The sequence below is a fragment of the Mesorhizobium sp. C089B genome (assembly GCF_030323125.1).
GTDB lineage: Bacteria > Pseudomonadota > Alphaproteobacteria > Rhizobiales > Rhizobiaceae > Mesorhizobium.
This window is the reverse complement of sequence record NZ_CP100469.1, coordinates 1451955-1464679: the sequence shown is the minus strand read 5'-3', so window position 1 is coordinate 1464679 and position 12725 is coordinate 1451955. Positions and strand designations below refer to the sequence as shown.

The window sequence follows — 12725 nt, the reverse complement described above, 5'->3', positions numbered from 1 at the left end:
ATAACAGGACCATCTGGGAGGAAAAAGGCTTGCTGGATACGGAAGAGCATCCTGAGATGCCCGCGGCTATTCTCGCCGCCCGCGCGGCCGACGCGATGGTGGCCGGCATAGAGGCCGACATCACGTCCGGAAGGCTTGGCGACGGCAGCTACCTGCCGGCCGAGCGCGAACTGATGATCGAGTATGGTGTCGGCCGGGGCGTTGTGCGTGAGGCGATTGCGCGCCTGGCCAGCCGCGGCCTGGTGGAAGCGCGTCCGCGGTTCCGGCCCGTGGCGCGCCGGCCTGGCCTGGATGCCGCGCTCGGCGCCCTCGACGGCATCGTAGGACATCTGCTGAGCGACCAGGCGGGCGTGAAGAACCTCTACGACATGCGCGTCTTCCTCGAGGCGTCGCTGGCGCGCAACGCCGCCATCCATGCCCGCAAGGATGACATCGCAGCCCTGAGGGCGGCGCTGGCGATGAACGAGGCGGCGATCCCGGATTCCGAGAAATTCTATGCGACGGACGTGGCGTTCCACGCAGCGCTCTATGACATCGCGCGCAACCCGGTGCTGCCTGTCGTGCACAAGGCATTTACCGCCTGGCTGTCGCCGCATTGGATGCGCATGCCACGGTCGCCAGAGCGCAACCGCGTGAATTTCCTCAGCCATCGTGAAATCTGCACGGCCATCATTGAGCGAGATCCTGACGGCGCCGAGCGGGCGCTGCTCAACCACCTCTCGGCGGCCTGGGAGTATGTCCGCGGTACATTCGAAAGCCGTGAGGCGCCGGAAGCATGACGCAGTCCTACGACCATATCGTGGTGGGCGGCGGAGCAGCCGGCTGCGTCGCGGCGGCAAGGCTTGTCAAAGCGGGACGGCGAACCCTGCTGCTGGAGGCCGGCCATTCCCATCATCATCCCTTGCTCGACATGCCGCCCGGCATCTTCAAGATGATCAACGGCTCGAAATTCATGCGCTATCACCGCACCGAGCCGCAGGCCCATCTCGACGGCCGCGTCCATGAAATCTCGCAAGGCAACGTGCTGGGCGGCGGCACCTCGGTCAACGCCCAGGTCTACATGCGAGGCCGCTCGGCCGATTATGAGGAGTGGGACGAGCTGCTGCGCGGCAACAATGCCGGCGTACGCTGGAACTGGCAGGCGGTGCTGCCGCATTTCACCGGCATGGAGGGAAACAACCGCCTCGGCGGCGAACTGCATGGAAGCGAAGGTCCGCTGCTGGTCTCGGATCCAGGCCACATCGATGATGTTTCCCGTTGGTTCGTCCAGGCCGTCCAAGGCCTTGGATTGCCGTACAACCATGACTTCAACGGACCGTCGCAGCGCGGGGTCGGCTTCTACCAGTTCATGAACCGGCGGGGAAAGCGAAGCAGCGCCGCCTATGCCTTCATCGAGCCGCTGACGAATGATCCCAAGCTGACGCTGAAACTCAATTGCACAGTCAGCCGGCTGCTGATCGAAAACGGTCGGGTCACCGGCGTCGTCTATTCGGATGCGTCGGGCGCCGAGCATACCGTCCATGCAGATGCCGACGTGATCGTCTCGTCCGGTGCCCTCGTCTCGCCGAAACTGCTCATGCTGTCCGGCATCGGCCCCGCCGAGGCGCTTGCCGGGCACGGCATTTCCTGCGTCGCCGACCTGCCCGGGGTCGGCGAAAACCTGATCGACCATCCGGAGGTGCCGATCATCGCCACCGCAAACGGCCCATACGGCTATTTCAGGCAGGGCCAAGGCTGGAGGATGATCAGGAACGGCCTGCATTTCAAGCTCTTCGGCACCGGCACGATGCTGTCAGCGGGGGTGGAGGCCGGAGCCTTCGTCAATCCGGCCGATCCCGAGGGCGAACCGACGATCCAGGCCTTCTGCGTACCGCACGTCTATCTGGACCGCGATATCCTGACCTTGGTCGAGAACACCTATGGGCTTACCGTGACGACAGTGGTGGTGAAGCCAAAGTCGCGCGGTTTCGTGAGGCTGCGTTCGGCGGATCCGAAGGACATGCCGATCGTTTCGCCGAACCTCCTTAAACATCCCGACGACATGAGGGAAATGATCTCCGGCCAGCGTTATTTCCTGCAGGCTTTTCAGACCAAGCCGCTCGCCGATCGGGTCAAGGCCATTGCCGTGCCAAGCCAGGATGATCTCAGCGACGAAGCCATGACAAAGCATTGCAAGCGCTTTGTGAAGACCAACTACCACCCGGCCGGGACATGCCGGATGGGCTCGGACAGCGACCGGATGGCGGTGCTGGACGCGGCGCTGCGCGTGCGCGGAATAGACAATCTGCGGGTTGCCGACATGTCGGCCTGCCCCAACATCAATGCCGGCAATACGGCGGCGCCCGCCATGATGCTGGGCGACCGCTGCGCCGACTTCATTTTGGAGGCGGCATAGCGCCTGACCCAGCTTGCCAACGGCGTCATCGCCGAAGCCGTCAAGGCCGATATCGTGAGGAAATTACACAGTCGCAGAAAGCGACAATAAAGGAGGAAAGAGCATGATCATTACCCGTCGAAAACTACTGGTTGGCTCCGCCGCCGGCGCGGTCGCGCTGACACTCGGCTCACGCGCCTTCGCGGCGCTCCCGCCGCTCGCCAAGAAGGACAAGTACAAGGTCGGTTTCGCCCAGACGGAAAGCAACAATCCGTGGCGCCTTGCCGAGACCAAGAGCATGCAGGACGAAGCCGCCAAGCTCGGCCATCAGCTGGTCTACACGGATGCCGCCGGTTCGTCGGCCAAGCAGGCCTCCGACGTGAACTCGATGATCGCGCAGGGCGTCGACGCAATCTTCCTGCCGCCCCGCGAAGACAAGCCCCTGGTGCCGGTTATTCTTGCCGCGCGCGATGCCGGCATACCGGTGTTTCTGGTCGACCGCGACGTTGATCACACCATGGCCAAGCCGGGCGAAGATTATGTCTGCTTCATCGGTTCGGATTTCATCGAGGAGGCGACCCGCGTCGGCGAATGGCTGATCAAGAACGCCAATGGCAAGTCGAAGATCATCGAGCTGGAAGGCACGACCGGAGCCTCGGCCGCTACCGACCGCAAGAAAGGCTTCGACGATTTCATCGCCAAGCACTCGCAGTTCACCATCCTGGCGTCGCAGTCCGGCGACTTCGCCCGTGACAAGGGCCGGCAGGTCGCCGAGACGCTGCTTCAGGCGCACCCTGATGCGGATATCATCTACGCGCACAATGATGAGATGGCGCTGGGCGCCATCGCCGCTCTGGAAGCCGCCGGCAAGACCCCGGGCAAGGATGTGCTGATCTTGTCGATCGACGGCGAGAAGGAAGGCGTCCAGGCGATCATTGACGGCAAGATCGGCGCTATCTGCGCTTGCAGCCCGCTGTTCGGGCCGAAGGCCTTCGCAACGATGGCCGACTATGCGGCCGGCAAGAAGATCCCGCCGTTCATCAAGAACGAGGATGCCTTCTTCGACGCCACGAACGCGAAGAAAGACTTCGATATTGCGTTCTGATATCCACTCTCTTTCCAGCTGCCCTACCCGCTCCGGCGGGTAGGGTTTGGGAGTTTGACGATGACCGCTCAGCCGGACCAAGCCGCGCTGCTCCTGGACATGCGTGACATCCAGAAGCGTTTTGCCGGCATCCCTGCCCTGGCCGATGCCTCGCTCCAGGTTCTTCCGGGCGAGATCCACGCACTCATCGGCCAGAACGGTGCGGGCAAATCGACACTTATCAAGGTGCTCACCGGCTATCACCGCCGGGATGCGGGCCAGGTGCTGTTCGAACGGAAGCCATTCGAAGTTGGGTCTCCGCATCAGGCGCAGGTCAGCGGCATCAGCACCATCTACCAGGAGATCAATCTCGTACCGCTGCGCTCGGTGACCGAGAACATCTGCCTTGGACGCGAGAAACGCCGCCGCGGCCTGCTCGACTGGAGCGCGATGCATGCGGAAGCCGAGCGCCTGCTCAGCCGCTTCTCGATCGGCATCGACGTGCGCCGCCCGCTCAGCGATTTCAACACCGCCACGCAGCAGATGGTGGCGATCGCCCGCGCCATCGGCTTTTCCGCCCGCCTCGTGATCATGGATGAGCCGACCTCCTCGCTAGACGAGCGTGAAGTCTCGGTCTTATTCAGCGTCATCCGTCAGCTCAAGGCCGACGGCGTCTCCGTTCTGTTCGTCAGCCACAAGCTCGACGAGTTGTACGAGGTCTGCGACCGGGTCACGATCATGCGTGACGGCCGCACGGTGCGAAGCGCGGCGATGAGCGACATCGGCAAGCTGGAGCTGGTCGCGGCCATGCTCGGCCGCGACGTCGCAGCCGTCGAAGGCCACGCGACCGCGTTCGGCGAACGCGATCGGTCGAGGATCGGTGATGTGCTGTTTACCGCGCAAAGGCTGGCAGCCGGCCAGTTGGTCCGTGACGTGAGCTTCGACCTGCGCCGCGGCGAGATCGCCGGCTTTGCCGGCTTGCTCGGCGCCGGCCGCACCGAAACAGCCCGCCTCGTATTCGGCGCCGACCGCCGGAGCGCAGGCGAGATGACGATGGAGGGCGCGTCCTACCATCCCGCACGTGCCGCTGATGCCATCGCCGCAGGGATGGGCTTCTGCACTGAGGACCGCAAGGCCGAGGGCATCGTGCCGGAAATGACCGTCGCGGAGAACATAACACTAGCACTGCTGCCGAAAATCAGCCGCAATGGCATCCTGAACGAGGCCCGGCAGAAGGAGATCGTCGAGCGCTTCATTCGTGAACTCGACATCAAATGCTCGGGGCCTAACCAGAAGGTCCGCGAGTTGTCGGGCGGCAACCAGCAAAAGGTGCTGCTTGCCCGCTGGCTGGCAATGAACCCGAAGCTACTCATCCTCGATGAGCCGACACGCGGCATCGATGTCGGGGCCAAGGCCGAGATCCAGCGCCTCATCCGCAAGCTTGCCGATGACGGGCTCGGCGTGCTGATGATCTCCTCGGAACTCGAGGAAGTGATGGAAGGAGCCGACCGCATATTCGTGCTGCGCGAAGGAGTGAGGGTGGCCGAACTGGAAGGCCAGGCAGCCGACGAGGAGGACGTGCTCGCGGCGATGGCGCATGGCGGCGCGGCGAAGGAGGCAGCGTGAGCGATCTGGCCACACCATCCGCAGCCAACGACGCTGGAAACCGCCGCTTTGATGTGTTCGGTTTCCTGGCGCGCTACGGCACGGTGATCGCGCTTGTGCTGCTGGTGGTCTTCAACCTTGCCTATACGCGCAATTTCGCGACGCTGCAGACACTCAACGTCAACCTGACCCAGGTCTGCACAATTGTGATCGTCGCGGTGGGGATGACCCTGGTGATCGCCACCGGCGGCATCGACCTGTCGGTTGGTTCGCTGATGGCGATCTCCGGCGCATTGGCGCCGATGATCTTCATGGGCACGATCTTCCCGGTCGGAAACATCTATCTGGCGGTAGCCGTCGCGATGATTGCCTCGATCCTCGTCGCCGGCCTGTTCGGGTTGTTCAACGGCTGGTTGGTCTCGCGCTTCCGCATCCAACCGATCGTCGCAACGCTCGTGCTGTTCATCGCGGGGCGCGGGATCGCGCAGGTTATGACCAACGGCAATCTGCAGACCTTCCGTGTGCCGCAATTCCAGTGGATCGGACTTGCCCGCCCGCTCGGCATTCCCGCGCAGGTCATCATCATGGCCGTGCTGGTTGCGGCGGCCGCTTGGGCCCTTCACCGCACGGTGTTCGGGCGAAGCATCCTGGCGGTCGGCGGCAATGAAAAGGCCTCTGAACTGGCCGGTATCGCCGTATCGAGGATCAAGCTCGCTGTCTATGCGATCAGCGGCCTGTGCGCGGGGCTGGCCGGTCTCGTCGTCATTGCGATCAACTCCTCCAGCGACGCCAATCTCGTGGGGCTGGGCATGGAGCTCGACGCCATCGCGGCGGTCGCGGTGGGCGGCACGCTGTTGAGTGGCGGAAAGGCCACAATCATCGGCACCCTGCTGGGCGCACTGACCATCCAGTTGGTGCGCTACACGCTGCTTGCCAATGGCGTGCCCGACGCCGCTGCGCTCGTCGTCAAGGCCGGCATCATCGCATTCGCCGTCTGGCTGCAGCAGCAACACCGGGTGTAATCCATGAACAGCGCCAGACTGGTTCGCATCATCGGCACCTACGGTGTCGTCATCGCGCTTGCAGCCCTCGTCCTGTTCGGATTCCTGCGCTACGATCGCTTCCTGGGCCTCTTCAACGTGATGAGCGTTCTGCGCTACAACTCGATGTTCGCGCTCGTCGCGCTCGGCATGTGCTTCGTGATCATGACCGGCGGCATAGACCTGTCCGTCGGCTCCGTCGCCGCCTTGGGCAGCGTCGCGTCGGCCCTGGCGAGCCCGCACGGCATCGTGGCAGGCCTTGCAGCGGGCGTTGGCGCCGGCCTGGCAGCCGGGCTGATCAACGCGCTCCTGGTTACGCGCGGCAACCTGATGCCTTTCATCGCCACGCTTGCCACCATGCTGGCCGCAAGCGGCTCGGCGCTGCTTCTGGCCGGCAACCAGACCGTTTCGGTGTCTTACGATTCGGGTTTCACCGCCATCGGCCAAGGGAATTTCTGGATTTTCCCGATTCCGGCAGTCATCGCCCTGGTTGCCTATGCCGTCGGCTCAGTGGTCCTGAACTACACCAGCACGGGACGGACGGTGCTGGCCATCGGCGGTGGCGAGGATGCCTCGCGGCTGATGGGGCTGCGCACTGACCGCGTCAAATTTCTCGTCTATGTCGCAAGCGGGTGCCTGGCCGGGCTCGCCGGCGTCGTCCTCGCTTCTCAGTTCGGCGCAGGCCAGCCGATCGAGGGCGTCGGCTGGGAGCTGTTTGCCATCGCAGCCGTGGTCGTGGGCGGGACGCTGCTGACCGGCGGCTCGGGCTCGGTGTTGACCACGCTGGCCGGCGTGCTGTTGCTCGGGATCCTTTTCAACGTCCTGAACTTCGAAAACGGCATGGGTTGGATTTCGCTGTCAGCCTACTGGCAGTCGGTGATCCGCGGGCTGTTTTTGCTCGTCGTCGTCCTTCTCCAGGCACGGCTTACGGCAAGGCGCGAAACTGCCTGAGGATGGCGAGCGCCTTCGAGCACGATGGCGCTGCAGAATCAGTGCGCGTTGCGCACCCGGCCGATGAGCGCATCCCGCAGACTTTCTGCGGCGATGCTTCCCCGGTGCACCTGGGGTCCGACACCCTTGGAGCGGGATCCGCAAGCGGATCCTGGTGCAGTCACATGGCCGTCCTGGTCATTTCCCGGCGACCGCCACGAACACGGACTGCCCCTGCCTTTCCAGCCGAAACAGGATGGGCTTGCTCTGCCGGCGAGAGTTCGCCCACTCCTCGACGATGTCCGAAGGCTCCGTCACGCGGCGATTGTTGGCCGATATGATGACATCGCCGGGCTGCAATCCGCTCCGGGCGGCAAGGCCATCGGGAACCACTTCCACGACGAAGACGCCAGTTGTTCCTGATTTGATGCCTAGCTGCTGACGCGCCTGATCCGGAATCGGGCTGAGGGATAGGCCGAGGCCTTCGGCCGCCGACTTCTTGTCGGGAACAGCGCCGGTCTTCACCTCCGCATCCTTGCGCTCACCGATGACAAGCGCGATCTCCTGGTCCTTGCCGCCGTTACTCCGTGTCAGAGTGGCCTTGCTGCCAGGCTTCTGGCTAGCCGTCGCAAGCGTGAGGTCATGGACACCCTCAATGCCCTTGCCGTTGAACCGGGTGATCACGTCACCCGGCTTCAAGCCGGCTTTCTCCGCCGGGCTGCCGGGCTCAACCGAAGCAACCAGCGCGCCCTTGTCATCCTTCATCCCGAGGGCCTCAGCCAGCGACGGCGTGATGTCCTGCAGGCGGACCCCGATGAAGCCGCGCTCGATCCGGCCGGTTCGGATCAACTGGTCGGCGATGCTCTGGGCGGTACGCGATGGCACCGCAAACCCGATTCCGATGCTGCCGCCCGACGGTGAGACGATGGCGGTGTTGACGCCGATCACCTCGCCACGTGCGTTGAACAGCGGACCGCCCGAGTTGCCTCGATTGATCGACGCGTCCGTCTGGAGAAAATCGTCGTACGGCCCGGCTTGAATGTCTCGCGAGCGGGCCGAAAGAACGCCGACAGTGACAGTCCCTCCGAGCCCGAAGGGACTGCCGATCGCGATTGTCCATGCGCCCGGCTGCATTGCATCCGAGTCACCCCATTTGGTCGTGGTCATGTTGGGCCGCGGGTCGACCTTCAGCACCGCTATATCGGTGGCGGGGTCACGGCCGACCAATTGCGCCGGCGCCGTTTCCTTGTCGGAAAATACGACATGGATCTCTGTCGCATCGGCAACGACATGGTTGTTGGTGACGATGTAGCCGTCGGCACTGATCACAAATCCGGAGCCAAGCGCCTCCCTCACCTGCGGCTGAACGGGTCCGAGGCCCTGGCCGTCGAACGGACTTGTAAAGTCGCCCGCCGTCGTCTGGTCCTGGACAACCTCCCGGGTCGTGATCGCGACCACGGCCGGCAATTTCTGCTGGATGATCGCTGTGAAGTCGGTCGGGGTATCCTGGGCCAGGACAGGCGCCACGCCACTGGCCGAGAGCATCAGCGCAACCGCGATCAAGCGCGTTGCAAATCGTCTTTGCATATCGTGAGACATTGCTGGACCTCCTGCCGGACAGCCCCGGCCGCTCGGCCGCGCCGCGCGGAGCCGGTGCTCCGGACGCTAGAACTGCCAACAAAGCTGTTTGTTTCAGCCCCCCGGAAAAATGGCACGGCCAGGAAAAATGGCCCGACCGCGGGGGTCCGGAAGGCAGCAGCCGGGAACCATTGAGGCCGTCGAGTTGAACCGTCCACAGGACTGGTCCCGGACGTGGCAGAAATCAGCAAAGCGACTGCGTCAGCTCCGGCAAATGCCCATATGCCCATGGAGCCAACCTAGCGGCTGAGGTGCCTCTACCGGGCCTGGTGCGAAAAGGATCTGCAATGAACGAGGGAGTTCCACAGCCGCCGAGAGACGCGGCTGTGATCACCACCGCTCGAACTCCCTCAAGGGAACAAAAGGGTACCAACTAAGTTCGGCCCCCATAATGAGGATGCCTATATGGACCTGTTGCCCCAGTCAGCCGAACACACCGTCTCCCCGCCGCCCGCTCCAGACCTTCACCGGCTTTTGTTCGATCCAAACTTGCGTATACACGGCTTGATTGATGACACTGTCGTCACCAAAGCCTTGGACGATTTGAAAGCCGTGCGTTCCGGGGAAGACGATCTCTACGTTGAAATCGATACGCCCGGAGGCGACGCCGACGGCGCGCGACGTCTAGCTCTAGAGTTCAAACTTTTTCTGAAACACTCGGGCCGCAACGGCTACATCATTGGCAAGAATACGGTTTACTCTGCCGGGGTAACGGTCCTTGCCGCTTTCCCGAAAGCCTGCAGGTTCCTTTGCCCGCAAGCAGTCCTGCTGATTCATGAAAGAAGGCTTGAGAAAGACTTGGTTCTGAACGGACCAATTCGAAGCTGTCTTCAGATCGTTCGCGAACAACTTGCGCTGTTGGAAACGGCAGAGCGACTCGAGAATGAAGGGTTCGCCGATCTCGTCCAAGGTTCTCGAACATCGCTGGAAGAGCTGCGCGACCATGCCCTGAACAGCTGCTACCTGATGGCAGCAAGAGCTTTGGAGCTAGGCCTTGTTGAAGACATTGCCCATTAACTTGATGCCTCGATGCAAACAGCAGAGCGGAGTCCAACACGCTTCCCTCACTCATGTCGGCGGCGACCATGAACGACGAGGTTGACAAGATAGAGCGGACCGGCGGCTGTCTTTGCGGGTCTGTGAGGTATGTTGTTACCGGCGCGCCGTTGCGCGTTGGCTTGTGTCATTGCCAGGATTGCAAGCGAACCAGCGGCAGCACCTACAGTGCCTTTGCCGTGTGGCCGCGGTCGGCTTACCAGTGCAAGGGCGAGCTTGTGGCGTTCAACGGCAGAGGTTTTTGTCCGGCATGCGGGTCGCGCGTGGTGAATCTCCGCGACGACGAAGCCGAGATCATGACCGGCACTCTCGATGATGCGCCAAACGACCTTCTCCCGACATACGAGCTTTGGACCCCCCGGCGCGAAGCCTGGCTCCACAACCTGCCTTGGGCTGACCAATTCGCGGGCGATCGCACCGAAGAAGGCCAAAATTGGCGCGAAGCCCGACGAGTATGACCATGCTCGAATGGCCCTCCACCCCGTGAACCGTGAAAGTCAGCTTGATGCGCGATGAATCACTCAAGTTCTTGAAGGAAATTGTGGCGACCCCGTCGCCGAGCGGGTTTGAGCAACCCGTAGCGGAGCTTTTCCGCGAGTATGTTCGTCCGTATGCCCACAGGTTGACGACGGACGTCATGGGCAATGTCACGGCGATCATCAATCCTGAGGCGTCTATGCGCTTCATGTATGCCGGGCACATGGATGAGGTCGGCTTCATCGTCCATTACATCGACGATGACGGCTTTCTTTTCTTCAGCACCATAGGTGGAACGGACGTTGCCACTGAAATCGGCCAGCGTGTCTGGGTGCACGGCAAGGAGCCGATCCTGGGCGTCGTGGGTCGCAAGGCAATCCAGACGTTCAAAGCCTCTGACACGTCTCAAACTCCCTCGCTGATGGAACTATGGATCGATATCGGCGCGAGTTCGCGAGAGGAAGCGCTGAAGGTCGTAGAGGTCGGCAGCGCGGTCACTATCCATGGCGAGTTTGCGGCGCTACAGGGCAACCTTGCTGTCGGACGAGCGTTCGACAACAAGGTTGGCCTCCTCATCGGCGCCGAGGTCCTGCGCTGCCTCTCCGAGGAGGGAGGCGTTCACCCCGGCGTGGGCCTCTATATCCTGGGTACGGTTCAAGAGGAAATTGGTTCCCGAGGCGCGATGACCTCAGCGTTCAACATCGCACCTCGAACCGGCCTCGCAATCGATATGGGCGTGGCAATGGACTATCCGCGCGCTCGCGCCGAGGATCAGGGCAAACTGGACCTTGGGAAAGGGCCGGCAATCACTCAAGGCGCGAACACCAACCCGGTGGTGTTCAATCTGCTGAAGTCGGTGGCCGAGAAAGAGGGCCTACCTTATCAGCTTCAGGCGGTGGGAAGCTCAAGCCCTACCGACGCGCGTGTCATGCAGCAGAACCGAGGCGGCGTCGCAAGTGGGGTGCTCTCCGTGCCTTTGCGTTACATGCATACCCCGTCGGAAGTTGTTTGCCTGGATGATGTGCAAACGACGATTGACCTGGTTTGTGCATATTGCCGGCAATTGACGCCGGAGATCGACTTCACGCCAAGATGAGAGCGGCGGGATTGATTGTGGAAGTCGTGGCTCCAACAGTCGCCGATCTGGCGCCTGTCGGCCACCGCCTGGTGCGTCGGTCACCGCGCACCTGAGAAAACCCAACTGCGGTCCACCAGGGAGCGCGCCTCAGGTCACCGTCACCGCTTCCACCAAACGCCTGAGGAAATCCGTCAGACCGGCTTCAGGATCATCACCTGCGCCAACGAGCACCGAAATACCCCAGCGCCCAAGCACGGCCTCCTCCACAGGGTTGCGGCTGGGCATGAAGATGAACGAAGGGGGACGATCTTTCTCATATCCAGACCGGTGCCAGGTTTGCCAAAGCCGGTGCAACAGCAGCCGGATGTTTGGATCGGAGAGGCTATAGCCAATGAACAGGATCGTGCTGCCGAGAGCATCGGAGCGAAAGCGGACATCAAGGGGAGAATTGAAGGACAGGCGGTCAAGATAGTCGGTTTCGGTGAGGACAAGGGAAGAGTCCTCGTCAAAGTCGCCGTGAAATTTCACGATGTGCGTTACGCCTCGACGGGCCTGCGCAACGTGCCGTGCGTTGGCCACTTTCACGTACTCTCGACCGTGGATTTCAAAAGCGAGTTCCAGGTTCCGGTCATAGTTCGTCGTATAGATGACGGGAAAATCGAGCGTCACGATGAGACGGTGCAATTCCGATTTCTCGATCCGTTCCTTGGCGACAGACCAGTTTCTGTCCATCCAACTGCGAAGTGGTCCGATGCTGCCATGCTTGATCCGATAGTATTCGGCCAAGGTCTGAAAACGATCGCGTCGCGTGGAAAATTCATCGTCGACGCCGAGCTCCTTTGCCATTCGCTCGATGAGCTTCTCCCAAGACGGAAGTCCGACGCTGATCGATACCCCCGCCCCCACAAACAAAATTGCGCTGCGATGACGAATTGCGTTGGCGAGCGAATCTATAGGATCATCATCGTTCATGGATAGGTCCTCCGAAGCCACTCGCGTGGGCCGGACCTAAAGGTGCGTGCCCCGTGCGCGGATCTTGGACGCGGCGCCGCAATTCGAGCCAGCACGGCGCACTGCGGGAGCATCGTGCCCCGCCGTCATCGACTAAATCGGATCGACCGTGCACCAGCCAGCCCAGAGGCGGCGGCCCTTGCAGTCCTGCCGAGCCGCTTGCCACCCGAACTGAAGTAGCGGCCGCGAGGACACTGGCTGTGAACTGGAACCGGCGCTGTTGCGGTTTACTGGCCACGTTGATTCAGTTCTGCGCCAGCCATATTGCGCAAAACTCTATCGAGTTTCGCATTCACCAAGAGGTTGCTCCGCTTCGCGCCGATAAAGATGGCGAGAGAGTAAATCATTGTAAGAACAGAGATCATCGTCATTCCGGCCTAAACATCAGCGGCCGGAGATGTTCCATGCGCCCGGAAATATTCCAGTGCAGGT

At 62.1% G+C, this 12725-nt stretch carries 11 protein-coding genes; 9 read left to right on the top strand and 2 right to left on the bottom strand.

The window, feature by feature from the left end:
• Nucleotides 1–29: 29 nt before the first annotated feature.
• The 6 genes from NLY44_RS07325 to NLY44_RS07300 all read left to right on the top strand — a co-directional run bounded on the left by NLY44_RS07325 (nucleotide 30) and on the right by NLY44_RS07300 (nucleotide 7054).
• Nucleotides 30–779, top strand: a complete 750-nt coding sequence (locus tag NLY44_RS07325) for an FCD domain-containing protein (RefSeq protein WP_023688531.1) — start codon at nucleotides 30–32, stop codon at nucleotides 777–779.
• Nucleotides 776–2395 carry a GMC family oxidoreductase gene (locus NLY44_RS07320; RefSeq protein WP_023806129.1) on the top strand — a complete coding sequence of 540 codons (1620 nt, stop codon included), beginning with the start codon at nucleotides 776–778 and terminating at the stop codon, nucleotides 2393–2395. The genes NLY44_RS07325 and NLY44_RS07320 overlap by 4 nt, the downstream gene beginning before the upstream one ends.
• A 103-nt stretch (nucleotides 2396–2498) precedes the next feature.
• A complete protein-coding gene (locus NLY44_RS07315; protein WP_023682467.1) occupies nucleotides 2499–3479 on the top strand; it encodes an ABC transporter substrate-binding protein in 981 nt (326 codons plus the stop codon).
• 60 nt (nucleotides 3480–3539) lie between these two features.
• A complete protein-coding gene (locus NLY44_RS07310; protein WP_023806128.1) occupies nucleotides 3540–5084 on the top strand; it encodes a sugar ABC transporter ATP-binding protein in 1545 nt (514 codons plus the stop codon).
• On the top strand, nucleotides 5081–6085 hold the full coding sequence (locus NLY44_RS07305) for an ABC transporter permease (RefSeq protein WP_023682465.1): 1005 nt from the start codon (nucleotides 5081–5083) through the stop codon (nucleotides 6083–6085). Before NLY44_RS07310 ends, NLY44_RS07305 begins: the two co-directional genes overlap by 4 nt.
• A 3-nt stretch (nucleotides 6086–6088) precedes the next feature.
• The gene (locus NLY44_RS07300; RefSeq protein ID WP_023672667.1) at nucleotides 6089–7054 is read left to right on the top strand and encodes an ABC transporter permease; all 966 of its coding nucleotides are present in this window, start codon (nucleotides 6089–6091) and stop codon (nucleotides 7052–7054) included.
• Nucleotides 7055–7231: 177 nt separating this feature from the next.
• Here the strand turns inward: NLY44_RS07300 and NLY44_RS07295 are convergent, their stop codons facing one another.
• Nucleotides 7232–8632 (bottom strand): Do family serine endopeptidase, encoded by a 1401-nt coding sequence (locus NLY44_RS07295; protein WP_023707500.1) that lies wholly within the window; start codon nucleotides 8630–8632, stop codon nucleotides 7232–7234.
• Between the two features lie 444 nt (nucleotides 8633–9076).
• Here NLY44_RS07295 and NLY44_RS07290 point away from each other — a divergent pair, with 444 nt between their 5' ends.
• From NLY44_RS07290 to NLY44_RS07280, 3 genes are all read left to right on the top strand, one after another.
• On the top strand, nucleotides 9077–9688 hold the full coding sequence (locus NLY44_RS07290) for an ATP-dependent Clp protease proteolytic subunit (RefSeq protein WP_023672669.1): 612 nt from the start codon (nucleotides 9077–9079) through the stop codon (nucleotides 9686–9688).
• 68 nt (nucleotides 9689–9756) lie between these two features.
• Nucleotides 9757–10185, top strand: a complete 429-nt coding sequence (locus NLY44_RS07285; protein ID WP_050588929.1) for a GFA family protein — start codon at nucleotides 9757–9759, stop codon at nucleotides 10183–10185.
• Nucleotides 10186–10232: 47 nt separating this feature from the next.
• A complete protein-coding gene (locus tag NLY44_RS07280) occupies nucleotides 10233–11300 on the top strand; it encodes a M42 family metallopeptidase (protein ID WP_023672671.1) in 1068 nt (355 codons plus the stop codon).
• Between the two features lie 129 nt (nucleotides 11301–11429).
• Here the strand turns inward: NLY44_RS07280 and NLY44_RS07275 are convergent, their stop codons facing one another.
• Entirely contained in the window at nucleotides 11430–12254 is an 825-nt protein-coding gene (locus NLY44_RS07275) for an SIR2 family NAD-dependent protein deacylase (RefSeq protein WP_031356154.1), read from the bottom strand.
• Nucleotides 12255–12725: the final 471 nt, after the last annotated feature.

Bases quoted from the DNA above. Each gene is read 5' to 3' on its own strand.
- NLY44_RS07320 (WP_023806129.1), top strand. From the start codon at position 776: ATGACGCAGTCCTACGACCATATCGTGGTGGGCGGCGGAGCAGCCGGC.
- NLY44_RS07315 (WP_023682467.1), top strand. From the start codon at position 2,499: ATGATCATTACCCGTCGAAAACTACTGGTTGGCTCCGCCGCCGGCGCG.
- NLY44_RS07310 (WP_023806128.1), top strand. From the start codon at position 3,540: ATGACCGCTCAGCCGGACCAAGCCGCGCTGCTCCTGGACATGCGTGAC.
- NLY44_RS07300 (WP_023672667.1), top strand. From the start codon at position 6,089: ATGAACAGCGCCAGACTGGTTCGCATCATCGGCACCTACGGTGTCGTC.
- NLY44_RS07295 (WP_023707500.1), bottom strand. From the start codon at position 8,632: ATGTCTCACGATATGCAAAGACGATTTGCAACGCGCTTGATCGCGGTT.
- NLY44_RS07290 (WP_023672669.1), top strand. From the start codon at position 9,077: ATGGACCTGTTGCCCCAGTCAGCCGAACACACCGTCTCCCCGCCGCCC.
- NLY44_RS07285 (WP_050588929.1), top strand. From the start codon at position 9,757: ATGAACGACGAGGTTGACAAGATAGAGCGGACCGGCGGCTGTCTTTGC.
- NLY44_RS07280 (WP_023672671.1), top strand. From the start codon at position 10,233: ATGCGCGATGAATCACTCAAGTTCTTGAAGGAAATTGTGGCGACCCCG.
- NLY44_RS07275 (WP_031356154.1), bottom strand. From the start codon at position 12,254: ATGAACGATGATGATCCTATAGATTCGCTCGCCAACGCAATTCGTCAT.